Raw genomic sequence first — 24,107 nt, forward strand, 5'->3', positions numbered from 1 at the left:
GGGGCTGCGGGTGCAGCGGGCACCCGGCTTTCCCTGCGCCCTCTCTTTCTTGGGCGAATGCTTCATGCAAGCCTCGGGCGCATCGTGCCGCGGGATCGCGGATGCATATCCCGCGTCATTCCGGGATGGTGCGTTAGCACCAGACCTCAGATGTGCAATTGCACATCGGGGAATCCCGAGATTCTCGGATGTGCAATTGCACATCGTAGTTCGATGCGGAGCCTGTCATCGGGCCGCGCATCCGCGCGGACCCGGTGGCATCGCCCCGGAATGACGGCCTCGGACCGATCCGCTCTTTGAAAACTGAATCGAAATTAGCCAGCCGCCCGCCGAGGCATCGCATCCGGCGCTATTTCGGCCGGTGCGGGAATCTGCATCAGAATGGTTTGACCTGCGGACGCGATCTCGATTCCGCACTCCTGGAAGCGCCGCTTCATGCGGCGGTTGAATTCGCGCTGCACCGGCCAGCGACCGCTGTCGGTGCAGCGAATCTGGCCGACGATCGACGCCATCGAGCCGTCGACCTTGTCGACGCCCCACAATTCGAGATCGCCGCGGATCGCCTGCCGGTATTCGGGCTCGCGGCGCATTTCGGCGACGATATCCTTGAGGATCTGGCCGGCGCGGTCGGTGTCTTCCTTGTAGGAAACGTTGACGCTGACGGCCGCATTGCCGGCGCCCCGGCTTGCATTGGTGAGCGTCGTCACGGCGCTGAAGGGAACGATGTGCAGCGCGCCGTCGCCGGCGCGCAGACGAATGGTACGGATCGATACATTCTCGACGGTGCCCGACAGGCCGGACACCGTGACGTTGTCGCCGACCTGGACGGTGTTTTCCAGCAGGAGAAACAATCCGGTAATGAGGTCCTGCACCAGCTTCTGCGAGCCGAAGCCGATGGCGATACCGACGATCCCGGCGCCGGCCAGCAGTGGGGCTACGTTGACGCCGATTTCGCTCAGCGCTGTCAAGCCGACCACCATGACGATCAGGCACAGCAGCGCCGTTCGCAGCATCGGCTGAAAAGTACGCAGCCGCGCGGCGCGCGCGAAGTGACCGTCGCGCGACATCGCAGTGAGCTGACGATCCATCAGCGCATTGCTTGCCTCCCAGATCGCCGCCGCCGCAAGCGCGGCGATGCCGATCGTCGCCAGCGCCGCCAACAACCGGCTGCCGATCTGGCCGCCGTAGAACCAGACGATGGCATCCACGCCCCAGACCTCAAGCAGCGCAACGAAGCCGATGAAGGCGATCACAGCCGAGACGATTTTGCGCAGCAGCGGCAGATAGCGATTGGCGCGGGTCTCCAGGCCCGGGAAGCGCTGCAGGATATCCGGGCTGATCCGGAAACCGCGATCGATCAGGCTCAGCACCACGATGATGGCGAGACGGGTGATCAGTGCGACCGCAACGGTGCCGACAAAATACTGCAGCAGCAGCGAGTAGCCGTTGCGGATATTCAGCGCCCACACCGCCCACAATGCGAGGTCGAGCGCGATCGCAAGATAATGCCAGAGACCTGCGACGCGATTGCGCACCATGGCGGCTGTGCCCGCGCGGCCTTCCGGCGCGCGAATGGCCTCGGCGACCTGTCGGCGGCATTGCAGGATGATGACGACGATAAAGAGATGCACGATCAGCAGCACCAGACGCAGCAATGCCGCGTAGCCGGCGCGATGCAGGCCCAGCAGCAGCGCCACATTCGCAAAGGCGATGCCGGATACGCCGACGGTGACGATGCGCCGCGCCCAGATCTCGATATAGGCCGCGGTCTCGGCGCGAACACGGAACAGGCCGAAAGGTCCCGCCAGCGCCCGCGCGACACAGATCAGCCCGCGCGACAGCGCGTAGGCATTGACGACCGCAAGGATCACGAGCCGCGTCGTTACGAGATCGCCGATCTCGGTGCCCAACAGCATGGTGGCGACACCGACGAAGACGAGCACCGGGAGCAGCTCGAGCGCGAGGCGTCCCAGCACGAACGGCAGCCTGATCAGCGACTGCCAGGCACGCGCCAGACTGAGACGTCGTTGATGCAGTTCGCCTTCCGCGGTGACATCCGCCGCGGAGGAGGGCGGATCGATCATGGCCGGCGTCTGCACAGGCGCCCGCGCCGTTTGCGGAAGGCGCGCTTCCAGGAACGCTACCGGCCGCCTGATAAGACGGAAGATCAGCCATTCGGCGGCGAAGGCGCAGCCGAACACCAGCGCCAGTTTCCACGCGATATCGAGCAACTGATCATAGGCGGTGGGATCGTTGGCCGTTCGCACGATCCAGTAATAAAACGCCGGAAAGTGCGTCAGCGTCCGAGCCATATCGGCGACCTCGTGCGAGATCTCGCCGACCTGCTCGGACACCGTCAGCAAGAGCTGCGCGCCAAGGCTGTCCGCCGTGAGGGGAATCGCAGGCTGCGGTTCGGGCGCGGGTGGCGCGGCCTGGACCTGCGGCGCGGCCTGTGCCTGCGGCACGGCTTGGGCGATCGCGCGCAGCGTGTCGATCATCTGCGCGCGCTTGTTGTCGTCCTGAAGCGTATCGAGCGCCCGCTGCGCCTGATCGGGCGTCAGTACATTGGCGATGTTTGTAGCGGGAGCGGCTACACGAGGCGCATTATTGGGCGCAGCGCCGGTCTGGGCGAAAGCAGGGAAGGCAAACAATGCGCAGGCGAGCAGGATCGACGGCAAGAGTTTTTGCGACACGAGGGCCTCTTTGAATATGGGCACGACCGCAAAACCGGAATCGGTATCTGCCCTCGCGCGCGAGTCATGTCGGATCAACCCTTTTCGCCGTTATCATGTGTCGAAAGTTTGCCACTGCGGCGGCGTTCTCTTGGCATTTGCTTTTGGCATTTGCCCCTGTCAGTTGCCTTTGGCATTTTCCAGGTCACAAAAATGCCGCAGCGATTGATCGCCGCTAACTGTTGCGGGACCCTGCGGATCCTACTACGCCAGCAACACCGCGTCGGCGCCGTTGACCGCTTCGGCGCTGTCGATCACCGTCCGCTCCAGCGAGGCAGCCTGCACCGAAATATTCTCGGCAAAGAACCGCGCCAGCGTGACGTAACGCTCTGGATCGCCTTCGCTGGCGTCGCGGGCCGCCAGCGCTTCTCCGGCCAGCACGCATCCGCCGAGCGTCGCGCCGAACAGCCGCAGATAGGGCGTCGCACCCGCCAGCGCTTCGTTTGGCGCCGAGGTGACGCGCTCCAGCAGCCAGCGGCTGGTGCGGTCCAGCGAATTCAGCGCGTCGCGCAGTTTGGCGCCGGTCGTGCCAAATGCCGGATCGTTCGATGTTTCGACCCGTATGACGATCTCCGTGAGCTCGCCGAGCAAGGCCCAGACCGCCTCGCCGCCATTGGCGGCGAGCTTGCGCGTCACCAGGTCGATCGACTGGATGCCGTTGGTGCCTTCGTAGATCGAGGTGATGCGCGCATCGCGAGAATACTGCGCGGCGCCGGTCTCTTCGATGAATCCCATGCCGCCATGGATCTGCACGCCGAGATACGCCACTTCATTGCCGATGTCGGTGGAGAAGGCTTTTGCTATCGGCGTCAGCAGCGCGCCGCGGGCGGCGGCGTCGGCCCGCGTTTTGGGGTCCTTTGCGCGCACGGAGACGTCGAGCGCCACGGCCGTCGCGTAGCAAATCGTGCGCGCCGCCGCGGTGAGGGCGCGCATCTGCATCAGCATCCGCTTGACGTCGGGATGCACGATGATCGCATCCGAGCCGTCGCCCTTCTTGCCGATGGCGCGGCCCTGGCGGCGGTCCTGCGCATAGGCCAGGGCCTGCTGATAGGCGCGATCGGCGATGCCGACGCCTTCGAGACCGACCCCCAGCCGCGCCTGGTTCATCATCGTGAACATGCACAGCATGCCGCGATTTTCCTCGCCGATCAGGTAGCCGATCGCGCCGCCATGGTCGCCCATCGTCATGGTGCAGGTTGGCGAAGCATGCATGCCGAGCTTGTGCTCGATGCCGCTCGGATAAATGTCGTTGCGCTGGCCCAGCGAGCCATCGGCGTTGACGAGGAATTTCGGAATCAGAAACAGCGAAATGCCTTTGGTGCCCGCGGGCGCGTCGGGCAATCGCGCCAGCACGAAATGCACGATGTTATCGGTCATGTCGTGGTCGCCATAGGTGATGAAGATCTTGGTGCCCTTGATGCGATAGCTGCCGTCGGCCGCGCGCTCGGCGCGGGTGCGCAGCGCGCCGACATCCGATCCCGCCTGCGGCTCGGTGAGCTGCATGGTGCCGGTCCATTGGCCGGACACCAGCTTTCCGAGATAGATCTTCTTCAGTTCCTCGCTGCCATGCGCATCGAGCGCTTCGATCGCGCTGAGCGTCAGCAGCGGGCAGAGGCCGAACGCGGCATTCGAGGCGCTCCAGATTTCGGTGCAGGCGGCATTAATCGCGAGCGGAAGGCCCTGGCCGCCGAATGCTTCCGGCCCCGATACGGCGTTCCAGCCGGCGGCCGTCCAGCGCTGATAAGCGTCGGGCCAGCCAGGCGCGGTGGTCACCTTGCCATCGTTGAGCTTGATGCCGTTCTCGTCACCGACGCGATTGAGCGGCGCCAGCACGTCGCCGGCGAATTTTCCGGCTTCCTCCAGCACGGCCGCGGTGATGTCGCCGTCGAAGTCGCCGTAATGACCGGCTTCCATGGCGGCTTGCAGGCCGGCGCCATGGTTGAGGGCGAGCAGCATGTCGTTGATCGGCGCGCGGTAGGTCATGACCGTGGTCTCGCTAAGGGTGTCTCGCCAAGGGATCGGAACGGCGGACTGCCGTCTTCCCACGAAATTGCCGTTCTCTCAACTCTTCGGAAGGGCCGGAGGAGTACGTTCCGGAGAGGGTTGGCGGGGCGGCGGTCCGCCGCAACCGACGTCATTTCGAGCCATAAAGACATTATTATGGAGGATTATAAGGGACAAACCGGGTAGCCTGATTTCGCCTGAAAATCAGGCTCCAGGCTGTTGAAATGGTTCAACTCCCTCTATAGACCGGCGTTGCCGGAGGGAATCCGCAGGGGACGTCACCGCCCCCGGTGTGTTTCCGACAGCCTGTTGGGGCGTAGCCAAGCGGTAAGGCAGCGGATTTTGATTCCGCCATTCGGAGGTTCGATCCCTCCCGCCCCAGCCAGCCATTCCGCCGTTCGGCGAGACTTCCCAAGAGACGCGAGAATGGGCCGGAAATCCCGGCTTTTCGCGCATTCGGTTTTGTCTCTGGACTCCCAACGCGCCGGACCTCGGGCGCTAATTGCCGAAAGTCTCCGACCACAGCCCGGAATATTCCCATTTTGCGGAGACTATCGGCGGAGACTTGGTGCGATCGCGACTGCCGCCCGCGTTATCCCTTGATCAGGACGGCCATATTGGGAGCCAAGTGTTCCGTACCGCCCGCGAGAGCGGTTGTGCGTGAGGGATCGCTCGGGCACCGTGCGAGCCGGCCTGCCACACGAGGTAACGCGAGTCGACCAATGGCCTGCCGCCGCCCTTAGAACCGGCACCCTTAGTTCGAAATGTGAAGCTCAGTAAGGTGTCTACGTGCAGCGCCCTCAAGCCCCGCGAACGATGCGCCGGTTATAATCATCTGTGCTTGGGCGAACTCCTCTCGTTCCAACAGTTCGATGAACGGCTGGACGATGAAGTTCTCTTTATCTTCGATCAGCTCACCAGCAAATTCGGCGGGCATATCCAGAATTACCAGACCTGGATAATGGCACTGGGCCTGGGCACTCAGCGTCAACAGTCCGTAGTGGTAAGCCATGAGGAAGTACAGGGAGTCCGTTCCTCCCAGCGCGGCTTGCCATTTCTTCGATCCAACTTTGAATCTGAACGAATTGGCCGAAATGTCCAATGACACGTCGTTGTGCGGCCAGGTGCCCGGCTTTAGCCGATCGATCGCATGCAGGTACTCGTTCATTCCATCTGCCAGTACCTTACTGGCGTCGTCGAAGTCGGTTGCGCGGATCATCGCGCTCACAGTTTCGTCCAGGGGTCTGATGCGTTTTTCAATCTCGGTGATTTCAGATCCCAGCTTCAGGCCAAGTTCTACAGCACCCTTTAACCGACCGAGCTGCCGTTGCCGCTCGTTCAGTTCGCCGAGTTCCATGTCTGTGGCGCTGATCTGTTCGCTGACCAAAGCAGAAACAGCCGCACGCAAGGGTGCGAGTTCGTTGTCTACCATCTTCAGGGTCTCTTTAGAATCTACGAGTTGTACCTCGATGCGCTTGCTGTCGCGGTGAAGAAGACTTAGCAGTTGTTGCGCCTCGGCTAGTTCCCCGTTCAAACGCTCGCTCTCGAATTTTAGCCTGGCCGCACCAAGCTCCTGAATCGCGGGTCCGTCGGGTAACTCCTGACTGCATAAAAAGCAGCTATGGGGCCTCGATGCTTTATTCGTTACCGATTGATCACAAGCCGGGCAATGAGTTACACGCAAGTCGGCCAGCAATTCTCCTGCGTCGCTGACACGGCTCAAGCGCTCCAGTTCCCCGTTAAGGGTCTCCTGATAAGCCTTCATTTCGGCGATACGTTCGGTGACACCCGCCGCTCGCTTGCTTAATTCCTCCATTCCGATCACGAGACTGGCTCGCTTTTCTCCGAGTTCCTGACTGCGAACGCGTCCACTTGCCGGCAATGAGTTCGTCCGGATCGATTCGAGAATTTCGGTTCGTCTAATGCGAAGCTCGTTAGCGCTGTCTTCAAGCCGCTTTTGCGCTTCCACAACGCGGGCAATGGTTATAGCTCCCTTGAAGTCGGCATCCGCCAGTACATCACCCGCCAGCTCTTGCAAGGTCGCTTCATATTGCTCCCGTCGCGCCTGAAGTTTGGCGGCTTCAGTCTTCAATCGGATTAGTTCTCCGTATTCGTCACTAAAGACGCTCTCGGCCAAGCCTAAGAACTGAAGCAGACAGGCGTGTTGTTCACCTTCTGGCTGCTTGTCAGCAATATCGGTCCAGAACCGCTGCTGGCGGAATATATGTCGTAATAGCATCCGAAAGCTTAGTTCCGGCCACGTTTGACCGGAGTACGGGCTGCCTTTCGGGAAGTGAAGCAAAGGTATGTTCAGCTTCTCTAGTAACAGGCGCTGAAAATCTTGCGAACCCATCGGAACGCCGTTGACGAAGACCTTTGATTTTGCGCCCAGTTCGTCCCATTTCCGCTCGACGTGTAGGGTGTCATCAGCGACGCGCATTATGGCGGAAGCGCCACCGTATTTGATGGCAAGATGCTCATCGATGTCGGACTCGAACGGATTGGCTCCGCTGTCGCCAAGCAGGAAGTCGAGCGTCTGAAGCCAGCGCGTCTTTCCAGTGTTTGGGCGGCCGACAAGGACATTGACACCGTCCTCGAAGATTAGCTCTTCCGGTGCTCCGACTGTCTTTCGGCGTTCCACTCTCATAATGCGAAGCGTTGGCGTGCTCATCGGCGTATCACCTCTCCGAGGGGCTTCTTGCCGACTTCCTCGTCAAACAAATTGTAAATCAGTTTCTTGAGCGTGCTGCCGCTCTTGGAGCCAAATTCCTTTTTGACGGCACGCATTCTTTCAACAAGCAAGGCAAAGGACGGCTTTCCCGCGAGCGCAGTCGCTCTTTTTCGCCCATCAGGCGTCAGCGTTATCAAATAGCCGTTCTTCTTCTTCACGACCTCGATCAATTGCCGCGCTTCGAGATAGGCCAGAACATGGTAGTATCGTTTGTCCCATGGGCCGTAGTGATGCCGGACCATAGCGGACTCGACTGTATTATTGCTTTCTGCAACAGGCGGCGATGCGTTCTTTGCGACTGCGAAGAAATCTGGATATCTCACGAAGAAATCCAGCTTCGCCATTTTTGTCAATCCGTCGATCCGGTTGCCGGTTCCGCACAGGCTGATAAGTAGGAGTATCCTAGCTGCGTGAAATTCAACAATGTTGTCCGCAGACAAAGGCAAGCTGACCGGGGCGAAGCCTATTTGTTTTATCGACTTCATCGCTCTTGCCTCGTGAAACGATGAAGGCACCTGTCCGCGATGTCGTACATGCAGCCTTTCAGAAAGGCTGACCGGTCATCAACAGAGTTGGACGAGTTCTGACTAATGGCATCCATTTTCTGCAGGCACAAAGAATGGAAGGTCGCTCCGTCAACAGACAGCTCGCCTGCCATCTGTCCGGCACGCAACGTGGCAAGCTCCGACTTGACCCGCCGTTGCATCGCTTGGACATCGTTCTCGCTCATATAACGTGGCGTACGCATCATTTGCGCATAATCACGCCGCAACTCTAATGCCATTCTGATCTGGTCGTCAGAAAGACTCGCGTCGTCCATCTTCTCCCGAAGTTTGGCGCCGGACACGTCGGAGCTTCCATCGACAAGTTCTTGAAGCCGATCATTCCACCACGCCAAAAGTGCCGCGCGGCTTATGATCTTTTTAGCCCTGTCGGGAATCCAGAATGCCCGCCCTGCGTCATAAGCCCACGAGCGCAGTTCGCTTTCCACGACTTCTGCCTGCTCGGGCAGAATGAAAAATTTCTGACTGATGGCGATCTTCAGGATGCGCAACACGTTTTTGCTGCGGATCGTATCTTGGTCATGTCGCACGTCCCAAAGACAGTGCTCAAGCCAATATTCGATGCCGCTTCCCTTCGCCGACGTGAAATCGGGAAGCCTTTCCTTTACGGATACCGAAAGCGCGCCGAAGTCCGCACAGGTGGTTTCACGTCCGGTCCCGTAGCAGGGATATGTCAACAGCCTGAGTTCTGAATTTACATCTCGCAGCGTGACAATCCGAAAGCGTGCGGTCTCTTTATGCTGATCGCGAGTCAGCGACTTTGCGCAAACGGAATCCGCCCCTTTCGCGCAAAGGCTCGCGACCGACCAAAGTGTATCTGGTTCATTCGATTTGACTTGGACGTATTCGACGAACTCTTCGCCGTCCTGCACGCGCTTGATTAAGATGTCGTCGTGCGTCTCGCAATGCACCTTTTGAATGGTCGCATCTTCGATCATATCCAGGAAAATATCGACGACGATCTCGTCTTGATACGAAAGGCCTGCCCGCGCAGCCGGCCCGCCTTCCTCATGCGGATGATGGTCGTCAATGGATGGCCACTCGATCTCACCAGTGCTTGCTTCGTCGGACATGCTGGGCGTTTCAATCGGTAGCTTTTCAGTTAGCTCCAACCCTTTCAAATTTTTCTGGTAACCGCAACGCTGAATTGCTTAATTTCGATAATACAGCTTCGGTTGCACGTTTAATAGCTCTTCCCGGCAAGTGGTGTACCGAGACCGGCACGAAAAAGTCGCAAGGCTTCGTAATCGACGGCTTCGGCTGTCGGCGCCGCTCTCGCCTGGCCGTCGTCGCCCGCTTCTGCTATCAGCGGGAATGCCGCATCGGGTCGGGAGATCGGCTTCAGCTTGGCTGGCGGATCTGCCACTGTCTGCGATTGGGTTGATCACGCCACCGGCGCATTGCGCCCGTTTCCCGGTATCCCATCGCCTTAGCCGCTAGGATGAGCCGCAAAGTGCCGTTCCGTGAAGAAAGGCGTGGGCTCCATGGCTGGATTTCAGGCGGTGGCCCGAAAGGATTCCGCGACGTGATGAAGAAACGGAGCCATCGCCTGAACTTTAGGTGACTACTCCCACTTTGGCCGAAAACATACTATCTTTGCGCAATGGCCTATCTGCCGCCTTACACGAAGTCATTTCTCTGCCTTGCCAATTCGCGCAAGCCAGGTGGACATTGCGTGGCGGGACGAACATTCAATCAGCAGAGCTACACTGAGTGGCTCCGACCGGTGAGCACGCGAAATACGCATGAGATTTCCGACGCTGAACTCACTTATGCCGATGGCACGGGTGCGAAACTTCTCGACGTAATCAAGGTTACATGCTCACAATCGCAGCCACTCTACTATCAGACCGAGAACCATGTTATCGCGCCTGTATGCTGGGAAAAGCTTCAGAGCACAACATGGAACCATGTCACTGCCGCTACGGAGACCACTAACGGCGCTCTTTGGCACGATGGATTGAGCAGCTATCACGGGATGAATGACAAGGTTCCCGAAGCGATCGCGCAAATCTTGACCAACTCTCTTATGCTAGTGAATCCTCAGACCCTCACGCTAGTAGTGGCTCAGGAATCGAAATACATAGGCGGATACGAACGGCGTGTCCGCGCGGAATTTTCGTACAACAATACGCAGTACAACTTCGTTGTGACCGACCCGTGGATTGAGACCAAATACTTCGCCCTTCCTGATGGGAAGTACAACGTTCCGACGTCTCGCCTCTGCTTGAGCCTTCCGGAAATTCTTAATGGTAACGCGACCAAGCTCGTTGCTGCCGTGATAACGCCTGAAAACGTGACGGGGCGGCAATGACTGATGCTGTATATACGATCGGGCACTCCACGCAGACCATTGATCGGTTCGTTGGCCTTTTAAAAAAACACGGCATAACCGCCGTTGCCGACGTGCGCTCACGACCGTTCAGTCGAATGAATCCTCAGTTTAACCGGCCCGAACTGAAGGAAAAGCTTCGCGAGGCCCATATCAAGTATGTTTTTCTTGGTCGAGAATTGGGTGCGCGTTCGCAAGATCGAAGTTGTTACTGCAACGGTCAGGTTCAATACGATCTGTTAGCGCGTAGTGATCTGTTCCAGGAGGGTATTAAGCGCTTGAAAGACGGACGCCAGGAATTCTGTATTGCGCTTATGTGCGCCGAGAAAGAGCCGCTTGACTGCCATCGGACTATTTTAGTCGCGCGAGAGCTAACAGACGCTGGCATTCCGGTGATTCATATTCTCTACGACGGACAAACAGAGCGACACGATGACACAATTAATCGGCTCGTTGGAATGCTTCAAATCCCAAATGCAGATATGTTTCGAGAGCAATCGGCTGTCATAAAAGATGCTTACGAGAAGCGATCCAAAGAAATAGCGTATCGTGAAGAAAGCCCAACAGGGAACGACGAGCAGGACGCTTCGATAAGGCATGCAGAATGAAATTGTTCACGATTGGCTTCACCAAGACGACCGCAGAGGTTTTTTTTACCCGGTTGTCGCGTGCAAACGTTCGTAGGCTTGTCGACGTTCGGTTGAATAACGTATCGCAGCTGGCTGGGTTCGCCAAAAAGGACGATCTCCGCTATTTCACAAAATCGATCTGTCATATTGACTACGAACATCTACTCACGTTGGCGCCGACTCAAGACATATTAGATGAGTACAAGAAATCGAAAGGGTCGTGGCATGCTTATGCCGAGAAATTCTTAGATTTGATGGCTCAGCGCAAGATCGAAAATCTCGACAGAGAAAAATTGGATGGTGGTTGCCTCCTTTGCAGCGAAGACAAGCCTCACCATTGCCATCGCCGCTTAGTCGCTGAATATTTGAAGGGGAAGTGGAGCGACGTCGAGGTGGTCCACCTGTAGTGGTGAGCGTGCCTCGCCGGTTTATCAGTTGAAAAAAATTCCATAACGTTCGATAGGCGCCATCCGGCCCGGTTGAATAGCGATTGAGAGCGCTTACGGCCGGGGTCCTCGGTTCGGCAGGGGTTGAGTCCGAATGTTACTGCTTACTCGGATCATCAGCGGGATTGACATATGTAATCGCGAACGGCCCTTGACCGTGTACTTGGACAACAGATGGACTGCTTGCCCAAGCATAGTGATTCATTTTCGCGGGTGCTTCGCCGTAACCACCTGCCGTTAGTTCGATACCGTTTTTCTCATCAAGCTTGTCGCCCATTCCGAGATGAAAATTACCGGATATAACGGTTACGTATTCGGTTGTCGGATGATTGTGCGCGGGGATTTTGTAGCCATCCGGCACTTTCAAGCGGACAACGTAAAGTCCGTCTTTGGACGGATCGCCCGACAGAACGGTGATTTCTGCTCCTTTCGGTAGTGTCGGCGGTGCAGGACCCCATTTGAGATCGCCAGAGTTAGTCGGCATCTTCATATCATCGGCCAAAGCCGCGCTCGCACCCGCCAACACGAAAGTCAAAGGAATCAATCGGCGTAGCATCATCTCCTCCCTAATATTGAAGCCGTCACTCTCGTTCCAAAGAGAAGGCAACCCGGGGCTTTTGGTTTTGCCCATTGAGATTACGACAGCCAACCAACTGGACTAATTTCTGATGGATGCAACTCGGAAGCCATATGCATTTTGCTGAGACATAGGGCGCCGACGTCTCGACTTGATGAAAATTGTGCAGCGACCATTTTATGAGAAATCATGGGATATCTCGTCGCCCTGCGATGCCAATCACAATGACACGTGTACTCAGAAATCAAGTGAGGGACGCTGCCGTATCGTCGCCGGCGGCGTCGGTTACCGACCAATGTAGCGTAAACGTTAAGCGGCTTGGAGAGTTACACAAGCGCCCATACATTACTGTACCGGGCTCGAAAAATAACAATGCCGCGCCGACGAGGTGATCGAATTGATCTTGACACTTCGGTTCTTCGCACAAATGCGAACCGCCGACATCATCACGCGATGTCCGAGTTCGGGGGGCAAAGCGGAAAACATTTGCTCGCACTGAGTTCTTCTCAGTTTGACCCGGAACGGACCTCGCGCTGCCGTGGCTGAGGTACAGAAATCAAGAATTATGCACCGGACTGTCACGAACTCATTTGCTCGTGGAGAGGAGCTGAACCAACAGCTCTATGCTGGGTGCGACACCCGTGAAGACCCGGATGTTGAGATTTTGCCCTATGGCGGTAATCACTGCAGGTTCTGGAGCGTGCCGCTCCGGGGGCGACGCGGCGGCGTCTGAGAGCCGGTCCGGTTCGGTCCATGCCGGCGGCCGGCGATGTCTGCCGGCTGGGACCCTCCGTCCGGACGTGCAAGGAGCCGCGCAGCGGGTAGATCCCGAAACCGCCCTGGTTGGATGGTCCGCTCCGGAAGCGGCGGCGCCTGAAGACCCGGATGTTGAGATTTTCACCCGTGAACGCTCGCACGCGGACATTCCCTCGGCCTCTAGTGGCGACAGTCATGCCGGGCTGGGGAGCCGCTTCCGCCAGGCAATCCAGCCGACGACTATTGATAGTGTCGCCGCGATAAGCGGCGGCACCCCGTGCCCGTATTCGCCGTGGAGGGTGACGGTCGCGAGCGCCGCCAACATCACGGTGCAGCCGAGCGCCGAGCCCCACAGCCGCGTCCGTGCCAGCGCCAGCAGAATGGCGGTCGTGAGTTCCAGCGATCCGGTCACGAAATGGAACCAGTGCGGGTATCCCCACCGCAGATATTCCTCGTAGATAGACCCAGGGGCGAAGATGTTGCTGAGCGATCCCACGACGAAGAAAGCTGCAAGTGCCAAGGCCGAGACTTGGCGCCAGGAAATCTTTGACATTTGTCCAACCCTTTTCTGATAGGGCGCCGCGGAGGACCTGTGTGGTCGCGCCAAGAGACGGCCGGCCGCGATGCATTCGTTCCGAAGGAGATGCGAATTTCCGGAGCAGGTCCGAAAGTCGCATCTCATCGCTGATCCGCGGACCTACGCTGTGGCGGCCTTCTGGGCCGCCGCGAAGACATCGCGGGGAAGCGTTGTGCTGGCGACGTGCTCCGTGCCAGCGACGCCGAGGTCCATCCAGCCCGCGTTGACGGCCTCGAACATCGCTTCAGCCGGTCCGGTTTGGCCCTTCGGGATGCCGAACTGCTCGAACGCTGCCGGCCACTCGGCCCGCGGGATAGCGAAGGCCTTGACTTCGCGCTGCATGACATCGCCCAGTTGCGCTGCGACTTCATCCGCGCTGACCATCGAACCAAGTTCGATGACGCGATGCCCCGACCACGCCGGCCCGGTCAGCAGCGTCGCCACCTCGGCACCGATGTCGTTCGTCGCAACCATCGTCGATTTCCGGCTGGTCGGATTGTAGTAAACTGGGAGCGTGCCGCCCTGGGCGACGTGCAGGCCGTAAAGGAAGTTCTCGAAGAACCCGCCGGCGCGCACGACAGCGACCGGCGACGCCAAGTCGCGAAAGCCTTGCTCCAGCAGCGACAGGGCGGTGATCATTCCCAGCCCGCTGGTCCGGTTCGCCCCCATCGACGAGAGCGCGACCACACGCGGCGGCGCGGCCTTGGTCAGCACCTCGACATAGTTCGCGATGACGCCCTTGGTTTCCTTGAAATCCGGCGAGGGAGCCCAGACTGCCGGCAGCATGACGAACGCGCCGTCGACGCCGTCGAGCGCCCGCTCGATCGCTGCCGTGTCGTTCCAGTCGCCGTCCACCAGTTCCACGCCCTGGTCCATCCAGTCCGCCGCCTTCTCGCGACTGCGGACCAGCGCGCGTACCCTCTTGCCGTGGGCCAACAGATGCCTGGCCGTCGCGCCGCCGACTTTTCCTGTAACTCCCATAACTAGAAACATGCGTATTCTCCCGGTGCTAAATGGTCTATATTCTAGGGTAGGTCTCATATAAAGACCTTAGACCTGCACCGTAAGGAGGCAGTTTTTTGTAACCAGGAGAGAAAAAGGGAACCCGTATGAGCGACGCATTGAGCGCGATCGAGCGATTCAGCCGATATCAATCGGACGACGCCCAGTCAGTAGAATCCGTGCATTGCCCGGTGCGCGACGTGCTCGACCGCATCGGCGACAAATGGAGCATACTCATGATCATGACCCTCGCGACGCGACCGCAGCGCTTCAGCGAGCTTCACCGAGCCATCCGCGACATCTCGAAGCGCATGCTCACCCAGACGCTGCGCGACTTGGAGCGCGACGGACTTATCACCCGCCATGTCTTTCCGACCAAGCCGCCGAGCGTTGAATATTGCCTTTCCCCGCTAGGCCAATCCCTGCTGGACCCGATGGCGAGCCTCATCGATTGGGCCGACCGTCGTTATTCCGATATCCATGCCGCGCGCGTCCGCTTTGACGGAGCACCCTGTGATGTCCCGCGCTAGTGATCTGAAACAGAAGTTCGCATCATCGCATGTGTGAGGTCTGGCGGCGTGCTTCAGATGGAGATACCAGCGGCCGGCTCGTTGACTCGCTGCCGAGAGAATGGATGTCGGCATTCTTTACGGTGATGGCCGCTGGCCGGACCTCAAATCTACCTTCCTGCTGCGCGACGCGTTTTTTCCGGTCTGCAGTCCGGCCTTGCTCGAAGGGATGCACCCGTTGCGCGGTCCGGAGGACCTAAAGCACCACACTCTCATCCATGATCGCTCGATGGCGTCTGAAAGCGCATTCCCGACGCGGCGCACGTGGCTGCAAGCAGCAAGCTTTCCGGAGATCTAACTGTGAGCGTGGGCTGCAAATCAACGACTCAGCAGCAGCGTACCAAACGGCGATCAACGGAAGTGGCATTGCCTTGGGTAAGACGACGTTAGTCGCCTTAGATTTGGCGACGGGCCGCCTCGTTCGTCCTTTCGGCGACGCAGCGGACTGCGAGCTTGCCTACTATCTTATCCAGAGCTGACGGCGATCCCGGAATTGCGGCGTTCAAGAATTGGATCTGCACCGAAACGAAAGCAAGCGTAGCGGATGTCGCATGTTGGCACAAATGCGAAGTGCGGACGGCGTCAAGCAATGTCCGAGTTCGTGGGCAAAGCGGAAAACTCGCAGTGAGTTCTTCTCAGTTTGAGCCAACTGGGACATCGAACCTTGTCGGGGCCTGCCTCTATCGGCGTGCAGGCCAGCGGCACGCGGCGCAGGCCCGGTTCCCAGGAGGCATCCTTGGTTGCCAAGCAAAAGTTGTTCTGGCATGCGTATTAATTAACTTAGGTGGACGCGACTACGCACAGACGTCGAACAGGTGCTGTGAGGCGCGATGGCGCTTGGCGTCGCGCACGCGCTCACGGATGCGATCGCGCTCGTTCTTCGCCAGTCAGCGCAGGTACTTTGTTGTGGCGGACCGCGGCCGCTTGGGCGCGACGCCGACGGTCCCACCGCTCGGCCACGGGCCCGAGCTCAGCCCTCCATTGCGCCGGTAATTCGGGTCGGTATAGGGATTGCCTGGACCCTTGTTCTGGCAATTGGCATATGGATAAAAGAACGCGCAATAAGCGGGCTCGGACATCACCTGCTGCGCCGGGGCCGGTGTGAAGCTTAACGCGGTCAGCACTGCCGCCGCGCCGAGTTGCTTGGGGATGGACATTGTGCTTCTCCCACTGCGGAAGATGTGCCGGACGCGCAGAGAATAACACCCAAGACGCTGGACCCATCCGCTCAGCGCGATCACTCCACCGTGAGCGTTACCCGCAAGTATCCGTAAACCGCCATACCGCCCTCCATTTCGCACATATAATACGCACAGCATAAAGCCATGATTTATAAGCGTGTGTCCGGCAAAGAACATTCTTCGGGGCCATGCTCGCGATACTCGCGGCGCCGGCTAGGATCGTCCAGCGGTACGGCGTGCGTCGAGCTCCGGCGTAATCGCCGAAACGGCCGACGTTCGGGGTGCTGGACCATCTGATATTCGCTGGCTTGTATCGTTTGGCTTCGAAGGTGCTGGGCGCCTTGGCGATCGTGAAGCCGGAGACCGTGATTAAATGGCCCCGCGCCGGGCTCTGTCGTTTGTCGTGAGTAACTGCGAGACCAAGCAGCCTTCACCCGGACCCAAGAGTCCTCCACAAAGACTTGTCTTTTCGAGATTCTTCAGGGTCGAAGACAGCATCCTCTGTGAAATACCCGGGACGCGCGTTCAAGCTCGGAAAATCGAGCGCGTCCGCCGAGAAGGTCGAGCGAGGGACGAGGAAAATGGTCCACTTGTCACCGATCTTCGTCAGCAGTTCCTGCACTGCCATCGGGTCTGAGCTCCTGCAAACCGCTGCAGGATCTAGGTGGCCGGTTCTACTCGGGCTTTCACAGCTCACCTCGGTGTTAGCTACTACTGGAAGTGCCTTCTTTGATATCAGCTTCCAGCATATATGTAGCTCTCCTTTCGTAAGTAACATCGCTAAACGCGTGGAGAGCCCAGGATGCCGAGTTCGAAATACGCTGCCTACGAGGCCGTCAGGCCTTACTTCGAGCTGGTCCGAGAGGCGCTAGGCGACTTGGTCGATGGCGAGCATTTTTTCGATATCGTCTCTGATGACGTCGTCTACGAGGTGCTCTACGACTTCCCCGACTGGCCTCGCATTGTCCGGGGCCGTGCCGATCTGATGGCTCAGTTCGCAGGCTACGTCGACAACATCAAGCTCCAGGCTGCAGACAAGCTGATCACCCACAAGACGGACGACGGCCGTGTCGTCGTAATCGAGTATGAAGTCCATGGGACCATCCTCGCGACAGGTGTGAAGTATAACAATCGCTTCGCCTCAATCATAAGGATTGAAAGTCGGAAAATCGTGCACTGGAGAGACTACATGGACTCTCTTGGGGCATGGAACGCGCTGACGGCGGGCGCTCGCTAAAACATAAATCCCGGGAGATCTTTCTATGAAGCAAATCCCTCATGATTGAGGTGGGCCCCAGGGCTAGACGCGCTTGCGGTACCAACCGTCGCCCGGGCTTCTGACGACGCAAGATAATAGAATTTCCGATGAAGCATTTTCGGCAAGAACACACAGCTTTAGGGTGTCTCCCTGTCTTACTTCTGCTGAGCGGTTGTAACGGGGCAGCTCCTGAGTGCGATTCTTTGGAGACGCGCAGTGCGGTGGTTAAGATCTTTTCGAACGACAGCAACAATGCGCTTGTCAACTACGCTGTGAAGAATTCGAGCGCTGTTGCGGCGAGGATAAGTAATGCGAACACTGAAGTTGAAAAATCAGCCATCTGGGAAAGGGCGAGACAGGGCGCGGCATACAGATTGGATGATACAATACGCACGAATTCGAGAAACAAAGCCAAGCGAGTAGTTACTTGCACAGGACTGTTGTATGCGACCGTTGAGGATGCGACAGCGCAAAAAGAGGTAGACTTTCAAGTAGAACAAGCTGCGGATGGGAAGATGTCTATTTCGGTCAGTCCGTTTCAGTTTTGATGCGCTGCCATGTTGCGAAAGTCGAATGACGTCGTTTATTGGCACATTTGAGTCGCGCCAACGGGCTCAGAATATGTCCGTTCGCGGCGGTACACCGGAAATAACTTTCAGGCTCTAGCAATGACGCGATTGACCTATAGCGAACGTCGGGGGCGATTTCCGGTGCCACAGCTTTTCCATGGTGCGTGTGCGTTCAGCCTACCCATGCGTTTCTTATCAAGAATGACGTTTCGTGGCTCAAGACCGCTCCCGTGAAAGCGTGGTCAATATTTCCAGGCCGATCGATGCTGAGAGACAGATGCTCTGGGAGCGATGGCGCAACGAAGTGGACTTCGGTAGAGGGACGATCAGCGCGTTGGCCCCGCCTTGGCTCCGTTCAGGTCCGTGATGGCCGCTTCAAACTGGCTGGCGGAGGCGGCAATCGTCAATCTCTGTTCCTCTTGAAAGGCCGAGAAGATGCCGACCACGGCAGCAACGCCGTTGATGTCGACCAGAATCGGCGAGCCCGAGTAGCCGAAATTCGCCAGGCACTGGACTATCAGCAGCCGATTGTCTTTGCCCAAATCGGCCCGGCAGTTTCGCAGCGCGGTCGGGGAATAGCGCCGTTCTTCGCCATAGCCGATCTCGGAGATCGTCCCGGCGAGCGTGGCCGCCCTCAGTTCCTCGCCTGTCAGCGCCTTCACGGCGACTGGCCGTGCCGGCACGGCGTCCTTCAGGACAATTAGCGCCCAGTCTGCCGGCGATCGATCCAGCGTCCACTTGTCCCTCAGGGTCGGAACGAAATCCTTCGCCACGATGAACCGCTCTGCAGCCGAAGACGATTCAGTCCTTCCCTTGTTCATGCCAGCCAGGAAGTGGACGTTCCCAGGCCTGATCAGCTCGGTTCCGTTCAACAGGCAGTGCGCGGCGGTTAGCACGATCCGGGGTGCAACGAGCGTGCCCGTGCACCAGCCGCCCTTGTTGAAATACGCAACGGCGACGACGCCGATCGCCGAGGCCGGCCAGGTCGAGGGATCCACGACCTCTCCGATATGCCGATCGAGGCCGAGCAGTTCCTCCTCTCGCGGGCTAGCGATGCCGGCCAGAAGTGATTCAGGCTTTGGCTTCCAATCGTCGATGATCTGCTGGGCCTGCCCGTGCTGCGCTTCGGTCAGCGCCAGCTTGTGCACGACGCGTACCGCCGATCGGACGCCTCCCTGCCCAGCCATCACCAGGAACGCGTAGCCCTGCACCAGGTCTTTTGGGACGCCCCTGCCGTCTAGAGTCATCAGACCGAGCATGAATTGAGCCTGGGCAAATCCCTGCGCTGTTGCCCGGGCGAACCATCGCGCGGCTTCCGCATCATCGGGCCGCACGCCTTCACCGTTCACGTAGGCGAGGCCGAGAAAGTGCTGCGCGATCTGAAGTCCCTGGTCTGCGGCCTTGCGATACCATGTGATCGCCTCTGCAGGATTTCGCTGCACACCCCATCCGTAGGCGTGCATGAATCCGATGTCGAATTGGGCGCGCGCATCGCCCTTCGCGGCAACCAGAGACAGCCTTCGAAGCGCAGGGGCGTAATCGCCACTGTGCGCCGCGGCGACGGCATCGTCGAGTTCCGCTGCCGTCGCCGGAGCAACGAGGCCGAGAACCAGGATGAGGAGCACGAGAGCTGCGTTGATCATGCGTCCACTGCGACCGCCGCCAAGCGACACGATCAAGATGGCGACCGTATGACCGGCAGGCGGGGAGTTCATTTGCCCGGCGCGCTCGCAAGTTTGATTAAGTTACTTGTTCCACGAAACACTGATGGGATGTGCATTGGCCAATGCGACTAGGGCGAAAAGCCGTCCGATCTTCCGGTGTAGCAGTCCACCAAAGTTCAGTTGATATTCAACCTCAAAGCGGCCAAGGCGCTGGGCCTCGCTTTCCCCCGCTGGCACTGCTCGGCCGCGCCGACGAGGTGATCGAGTAACCGGCGCATGTCTGGGTTTGGCACTTTTGCGACATGCCGGCTGCATCGAGCAATGTCCGGGTTTAGGAGCAAAGCGGAAGATCTGGGCTCCTACCGAGTCTCAGTTTGACCCAAGGCGGACGTCTGCAGAACTGCTTGCCAATTCGATTCAGGCATTCTTTTTCATTAGAGGCACTATTTTTGTGAATGCTATCTCTGAAGCGGGGTCTGGACCGGCTTGGACCATTCCGTCGTCTCTTAAGAAAAGCTCGGATCGCGGGTCGATAGCAAGGCGGTCGAAAAGCGCTTGCAACTCGGGCCGGAGTCCGTCGCCGCAAAGCGCGGCAATCGAGCGAAACTTACGCATGATGCGCTCCTGTGTGTTTGAGTCACAGTAGGAGACTTTGATCAGCGAGCCACCCGATTACCGAACAACTGACGACGTTCAGCAAGTCGCCTCGTGAGATGCTCCAGCCCAACTCGGAAATCGGGTGGCCCGCTTATGTTCGCAAAGGTACCACGAGCATACGAGCACGGCTGACTGTGCTGTTCTCGAAATCGACAATGCACGGAGGCGATCCGATGCAAGAGAACAAGAATGCTGCAGCGCGTTGGTTCAGGGAGTTTTGGGGAAATCCTTGGAACCCAAGAATCGTAAACGAACTGGCAACGTCCGACATATTCGTCCATTACCCGATGCATGAGCCGAAGACAGGACGCGCCGCTGTCCTGAAGTTTATGACGGAGTTTCGCGAAGCCTTTCCCGATCTCAACTTCCGGGGAGTTGGCAAACTCATCGCAGAAGGCGACTTCGTCGTGGGGCAATGGAAGGGTGGCGGTACTCATACAGGTCAAGCCTTTAGTGATTTCCGTATGGGTTCTATTCCTGCTGCTTCGGGTCGTAAGGTGAAGTTCGCGGGAACAACCATATTGCGTTTGGAGAACGGACGAATAGCTGAGGAGTTGGGACAAGAAGATGCGTTGAGCGCCATGCTTCAACTCGGCTTAATTCGTCTGCCCGAGCTTGAGATGATTCAGGAGAGGCCCGGTGGACCGTTGCCGCGCGGATGGAATAATATGTCCGGGCCTTCAGAAACCGGCCGCTGAGACTTGGCCACCAATTATGGACCGGGCCGGGTTCAATAGCGACCGCACGTCGCCTGTTGGCACTTTTGCGACATGCTGGCAGCATCGAGCAATGTCCGGCTTTGGGAGCAAGGCGGAAGATATGTGCTCCTGCTGAGTTCTGCTGAATTTGACGCAGAGCGGACCTCAGACCGATTGATGTCTGAGGTAGATTGGCAGGCAATTCTTGCTGGCCGGTTATTCGCAAAGTGCTAGGTTGGTGGTTGGCTGACGCGTTTCCTTCGGAGGCGCCATGCGACGCCGAGATTTCATTGCCTTTCTTGCATGCACTGCCGCCACGTGGCCGCTTTTGGCACGGGAGCGACTGCGGTCAGACTGGCGCATAGGCATGTTGGAACCGAACCCGTCATCGCCCTCCGATCCGTTCGTCGATGCCTTTCGGCACGGCCTGCGCGGGCTCGGCTACAAGGAGGGGCGGGATGTGTTTCTCGAAATTCGCTGGGCCGGAGGAAGCAACGAACCGCTCTTCGGGCTAGCTGTCGAACTTGTCGCTCTGAAGGTCGATGTGCTTGTGACCGTTAGCACCCCAACGGCTACCATCCCGATCGTCTTCACGGCTGTCGGTGATCCGGTTGGAGCTGGTGCCGAGCCTCGCCCGCCCGGAAGGAAACATCACGGGCTTCTCGATGCTCGCTACCGAACTCAGTGCGAAGCGGCTTGAAATACTCCGGGAGATCGCACCTAACACGTCTCCCGTGGCAATGCTGTGGAACGACACTAACCCGGGCATGGTGCTTCGGGCACATGAATCGGAACGGGCCGCAGCTTCGCTGGGGCTGACGATCCAATCATACGGGGTACACGATCTGGTCACCTTCGATCCGGCCTTTGAAGCCATCGTGAGCGCCGGGGGCGCCGCTGTGCTAACGCTCGTCGATCCGTTCACAAGGCTGCACCGCCAGCGCATCGTCGACTTCGCGACCGATCGGCATCTGCCGGCAATTTACGAATCGCGGGAGTTCGTTGATGCCGGCGGCCTGATTTCCTACGGAATCGACCTCTCTGCGATGCAACGGCGCGCAGCCATCTACGTGGACAAGATTCTGAAAGGCGCCAAGCCCGCCGATCTTCCGGTCGAACAACCCACGAAGTTCGAGCTGGTGATCAACCTCAGGACCGCAAAGAAGCTAGGCCTGACAATCCCACCCTCTCTGCTCGCCCGCGCCGACGAGGTGATCGAATGAAGCGACTTTTTTGCGGCGCTGCGTGAGTCCGTTGTTGGCACCAACCGGACCATTGGAGCTTGTCAAACGATGTCCTTTGATCGAGGTAGACCGGAAGCGACGGACGGACGGTCAGAACGTCGGGATTGGCCCCAGAGCAGACGTTGGATGTTTGGCCGCATCTTCGGTCTGGACGGCCGTGAGGGCTATCGCAAGCTGTGGCTGGAGCCGTTATGCTGACCTCACCGTCTAAGCCGAGGAACTGCTCCGCATGAACGAGAGTATCCACGGAGAAAGGACCGCTTCTGAGCCGCAAGATCGCAGCTCGAGCGTGGCACATTCGATCGAAGTGCCCTCTGAAATCATCCGAAAATGGCAAGAGATTGTGAATCTCCTTGCCGAGATCATGCACGTGCCCTCTGCCTGCATAATGCGGGTTGATCCTCCCCACATCAAAGTTTTCGTCTCCAGCAGGTCCGAAGGAAATCCTTGCGAGCCGGGCGCTCTCGATACGGGACCTTATTGCGAGACCGTCATGAAGACCGGTCAGCCGCTGCTCATCCCTGACGCTCTCGAAAACGAAGCATGGAAAGCGAACCCGCATGTCAGGCTGGGGATGATCTCTTACCTTGGCGTCCCGATCGGTTGGCCCAATGGCCGCATATTCGGGACGATTTGCGTTCGCGACAATAAGAGGAACGAATATAGCGAGGCTTATCTCAAGCTACTGCTGCACTTCCGCGACATGTTGCAGGCTGACTTGAAGTCATTGGCAAGATTGCACGGAGAGATCGAAGAACGCGAGACGAAAATCCGGCGCCTGGTCGATTCCAACATCATGGGAGTTTTCATCTGGGATTTCGACGGTCGCATTCTTGAGGCCAATGACGAATTTCTTCGCATGGTGAGCTACGACCGCGAAGACCTGGTTTCGGGCCGCATAAGGTGGGCGGACCTGACGCCGCCCGACTGGCGCGACAGGAACAACGCAAGGATCGAACAGCAAAAAAGTAGCGGCCGGTTCGAGTCGTTCGAAAAGGAATACATCAGAAAAGACGGTAGCCGTGTGCCCGTACTGATTGGTGGGGCAACATTTGAAGAGGGCGGGAACCAAGGTGTCGCTTACGTCCTTGATTTGACTGAGCGCAAGCGGGTTGAGGCAGAAGCTCGCGAAAACGAGCAGCGATACCGTGAGGCGCAACTGGAACTCGCGCACGCCAACCGCGTCGCGACGATGGGCCAGTTGACGGCCTCGATCGCCCATGAAGTGAACCAGCCGCTCTCCGCCGTCGTCGCCAACGCCGAGGCCTGTCTGGGCTGGCTCCGCCGCAGAACTCCCGACGTGGACGCAGCGTGCCGCTCGGTGGAATGGATTATCGCCGACGGCAATCGGGCAAGCGAGGTGATCCGGCGGGTCCGGGCGCTCGCGAACAAGACCAGCCTTGAGAAGGTACCGCTCGACGTCAATGACGTCGTGAGGGAGACCATCCCGTTGGTACAGCGTGAGTTGATCAGTCATCAGGTATTGTTGCGAATGGAGTTAGCACCGACTCTACCCATGATCCTTGGTGATCGGGTCCAACTGCAGCAGGTGATTATCAACCTGGTGATGAATGGCATTGAATCGATGCAATCGGTCACGGATCAGCCCCGCGAACTGGCGGTCCGATCGCGTCAGGACGAGACACAACAAGTGCTGGTAAGTGTGGCGGATTGCGGCGTCGGGATCTCCGCCGAGAATGCGGACCGACTGTTCACCGCCTTCTTCACCACCAAATCCAGCGGCATGGGTATGGGTCTCTCGATCTGCCGGTCGATCATCGATGCCCACGGGGGCCGGCTCTGGGCGGCCACGTGCGAGCCGCGGGGTGCGCTCTTTCAGTTTACGATCCCCGCTGACTGAGCCGCCATCCGAGATCGATATCGTCTGTTGGGCACTTAACCGACGTCCATCGCGTTC

The 24,107-nt window shown here is 58.5% G+C and carries 22 protein-coding genes, 1 tRNA gene and 1 pseudogene; 11 read left to right on the forward strand and 13 right to left on the reverse strand.

What is annotated here, in order from left to right; all coding sequences use genetic code 11:
• Positions 1-314: 314 nt before the first annotated feature.
• Complete coding sequence (locus BLV09_RS34275; protein WP_167558979.1) at positions 315-2,693, reverse strand: mechanosensitive ion channel family protein; 2,379 nt, start codon at positions 2,691-2,693, stop codon at positions 315-317.
• A gap of 243 nt (positions 2,694-2,936) precedes the next feature.
• Positions 2,937-4,715 (reverse strand): acyl-CoA dehydrogenase, encoded by a 1,779-nt coding sequence (locus BLV09_RS34280; protein ID WP_146690573.1) that lies wholly within the window; start codon positions 4,713-4,715, stop codon positions 2,937-2,939.
• Positions 4,716-5,046: 331 nt separating this feature from the next.
• Here BLV09_RS34280 and BLV09_RS34285 point away from each other — a divergent pair.
• Positions 5,047-5,121: transfer RNA gene (locus BLV09_RS34285), tRNA-Gln, on the forward strand.
• A 369-nt stretch (positions 5,122-5,490) separates the two neighbouring features.
• Here the strand turns inward: BLV09_RS34285 and BLV09_RS34290 are convergent.
• From BLV09_RS34290 to BLV09_RS37605, 4 genes are all read right to left on the reverse strand, one after another.
• The gene (locus BLV09_RS34290) at positions 5,491-7,407 is read right to left on the reverse strand and encodes a hypothetical protein (protein ID WP_146690574.1); all 1,917 of its coding nucleotides are present in this window, start codon (positions 7,405-7,407) and stop codon (positions 5,491-5,493) included.
• Positions 7,404-7,952, reverse strand: coding sequence for a hypothetical protein (locus tag BLV09_RS34295; protein ID WP_146690575.1), 549 nt, complete (start codon positions 7,950-7,952; stop codon positions 7,404-7,406). The genes BLV09_RS34290 and BLV09_RS34295 overlap by 4 nt, the downstream gene beginning before the upstream one ends.
• A complete protein-coding gene (locus BLV09_RS34300; protein ID WP_146690576.1) occupies positions 7,949-9,103 on the reverse strand; it encodes a dsDNA nuclease domain-containing protein in 1,155 nt (384 codons plus the stop codon). Before BLV09_RS34300 ends, BLV09_RS34295 begins: the two co-directional genes overlap by 4 nt.
• Positions 9,104-9,213: 110 nt before the next feature.
• Complete coding sequence (locus tag BLV09_RS37605) at positions 9,214-9,396, reverse strand: hypothetical protein (RefSeq protein ID WP_167558980.1); 183 nt, start codon at positions 9,394-9,396, stop codon at positions 9,214-9,216.
• Positions 9,397-9,633: 237 nt separating this feature from the next.
• Between BLV09_RS37605 and BLV09_RS34305 the strand changes: the two genes are divergently transcribed.
• The 3 genes from BLV09_RS34305 to BLV09_RS34315 are packed head-to-tail and all read left to right on the forward strand — an operon-like array spanning position 9,634 to position 11,398.
• Entirely contained in the window at positions 9,634-10,344 is a 711-nt protein-coding gene (locus BLV09_RS34305) for a dual OB domain-containing protein (protein WP_146690577.1), read from the forward strand.
• On the forward strand, positions 10,341-10,970 hold the full coding sequence (locus BLV09_RS34310) for a DUF488 domain-containing protein (protein WP_146690578.1): 630 nt from the start codon (positions 10,341-10,343) through the stop codon (positions 10,968-10,970). Before BLV09_RS34305 ends, BLV09_RS34310 begins: the two co-directional genes overlap by 4 nt.
• Positions 10,967-11,398, forward strand: a complete 432-nt coding sequence (locus BLV09_RS34315) for a DUF488 domain-containing protein (RefSeq protein WP_146690579.1) — start codon at positions 10,967-10,969, stop codon at positions 11,396-11,398. The genes BLV09_RS34310 and BLV09_RS34315 overlap by 4 nt, the downstream gene beginning before the upstream one ends.
• A 136-nt stretch (positions 11,399-11,534) precedes the next feature.
• Here BLV09_RS34315 and BLV09_RS34320 read toward each other — a convergent pair whose 3' ends face one another.
• The 3 genes from BLV09_RS34320 to BLV09_RS34330 form a co-directional block, all read right to left on the reverse strand.
• Positions 11,535-12,068: a cupin domain-containing protein gene (locus BLV09_RS34320; RefSeq protein WP_244548890.1), complete on the reverse strand. Its 534-nt coding sequence runs from the start codon at positions 12,066-12,068 to the stop codon at positions 11,535-11,537.
• An 895-nt stretch (positions 12,069-12,963) separates the two neighbouring features.
• On the reverse strand, positions 12,964-13,323 hold the full coding sequence (locus BLV09_RS34325; RefSeq protein WP_146690580.1) for a DoxX family protein: 360 nt from the start codon (positions 13,321-13,323) through the stop codon (positions 12,964-12,966).
• Positions 13,324-13,467: 144 nt separating this feature from the next.
• Positions 13,468-14,340 (reverse strand): NmrA family NAD(P)-binding protein, encoded by an 873-nt coding sequence (locus BLV09_RS34330; RefSeq protein WP_146690581.1) that lies wholly within the window; start codon positions 14,338-14,340, stop codon positions 13,468-13,470.
• Between the two features lie 116 nt (positions 14,341-14,456).
• On the opposite strand from BLV09_RS34330, the gene BLV09_RS34335 reads away from it, so the two are divergent.
• Both BLV09_RS34335 and BLV09_RS37775 read left to right on the forward strand, forming a co-directional pair.
• Positions 14,457-14,879 (forward strand): winged helix-turn-helix transcriptional regulator, encoded by a 423-nt coding sequence (locus BLV09_RS34335; RefSeq protein ID WP_146690582.1) that lies wholly within the window; start codon positions 14,457-14,459, stop codon positions 14,877-14,879.
• A gap of 100 nt (positions 14,880-14,979) precedes the next feature.
• Complete coding sequence (locus BLV09_RS37775; RefSeq protein WP_197685006.1) at positions 14,980-15,216, forward strand: LysR substrate-binding domain-containing protein; 237 nt, start codon at positions 14,980-14,982, stop codon at positions 15,214-15,216.
• 589 nt (positions 15,217-15,805) lie between these two features.
• Here the strand turns inward: BLV09_RS37775 and BLV09_RS34345 are convergent.
• On the reverse strand, positions 15,806-16,075 hold the full coding sequence (locus BLV09_RS34345; protein WP_146690583.1) for a hypothetical protein: 270 nt from the start codon (positions 16,073-16,075) through the stop codon (positions 15,806-15,808).
• A 454-nt stretch (positions 16,076-16,529) separates the two neighbouring features.
• Positions 16,530-16,727 carry a hypothetical protein gene (locus BLV09_RS34350; RefSeq protein ID WP_244548891.1) on the reverse strand — a complete coding sequence of 66 codons (198 nt, stop codon included), beginning with the start codon at positions 16,725-16,727 and terminating at the stop codon, positions 16,530-16,532.
• 174 nt (positions 16,728-16,901) lie between these two features.
• Here BLV09_RS34350 and BLV09_RS34355 point away from each other — a divergent pair, with 174 nt between their 5' ends.
• On the forward strand, positions 16,902-17,336 hold the full coding sequence (locus BLV09_RS34355; protein ID WP_146690584.1) for a nuclear transport factor 2 family protein: 435 nt from the start codon (positions 16,902-16,904) through the stop codon (positions 17,334-17,336).
• A 242-nt stretch (positions 17,337-17,578) separates the two neighbouring features.
• Entirely contained in the window at positions 17,579-17,905 is a 327-nt protein-coding gene (locus BLV09_RS34360; RefSeq protein WP_146690585.1) for a hypothetical protein, read from the forward strand.
• A gap of 347 nt (positions 17,906-18,252) precedes the next feature.
• On the opposite strand, the gene BLV09_RS34365 is transcribed toward BLV09_RS34360, so the two are convergent.
• Positions 18,253-19,641 carry a trypsin-like serine protease gene (locus BLV09_RS34365; RefSeq protein WP_244548892.1) on the reverse strand — a complete coding sequence of 463 codons (1,389 nt, stop codon included), beginning with the start codon at positions 19,639-19,641 and terminating at the stop codon, positions 18,253-18,255.
• A 366-nt stretch (positions 19,642-20,007) separates the two neighbouring features.
• Positions 20,008-20,205, reverse strand: coding sequence for a hypothetical protein (locus BLV09_RS34370; RefSeq protein WP_146690586.1), 198 nt, complete (start codon positions 20,203-20,205; stop codon positions 20,008-20,010).
• Between the two features lie 215 nt (positions 20,206-20,420).
• Between BLV09_RS34370 and BLV09_RS34375 the strand changes: the two genes are divergently transcribed.
• From BLV09_RS34375 to BLV09_RS34390, 3 genes and pseudogenes are all read left to right on the forward strand, one after another.
• On the forward strand, positions 20,421-20,945 hold the full coding sequence (locus BLV09_RS34375; protein ID WP_146690587.1) for an ester cyclase: 525 nt from the start codon (positions 20,421-20,423) through the stop codon (positions 20,943-20,945).
• Between the two features lie 367 nt (positions 20,946-21,312).
• Positions 21,313-22,168, forward strand: a pseudogene (locus tag BLV09_RS34385) (ABC transporter substrate-binding protein).
• Positions 22,169-22,418: 250 nt separating this feature from the next.
• Positions 22,419-24,050: a GAF domain-containing sensor histidine kinase gene (locus BLV09_RS34390; RefSeq protein WP_146690590.1), complete on the forward strand. Its 1,632-nt coding sequence runs from the start codon at positions 22,419-22,421 to the stop codon at positions 24,048-24,050.
• Positions 24,051-24,107: the final 57 nt, after the last annotated feature.

The organism is Bradyrhizobium canariense (assembly GCF_900105125.1).
Lineage (GTDB): Bacteria > Pseudomonadota > Alphaproteobacteria > Rhizobiales > Xanthobacteraceae > Bradyrhizobium > Bradyrhizobium canariense_A.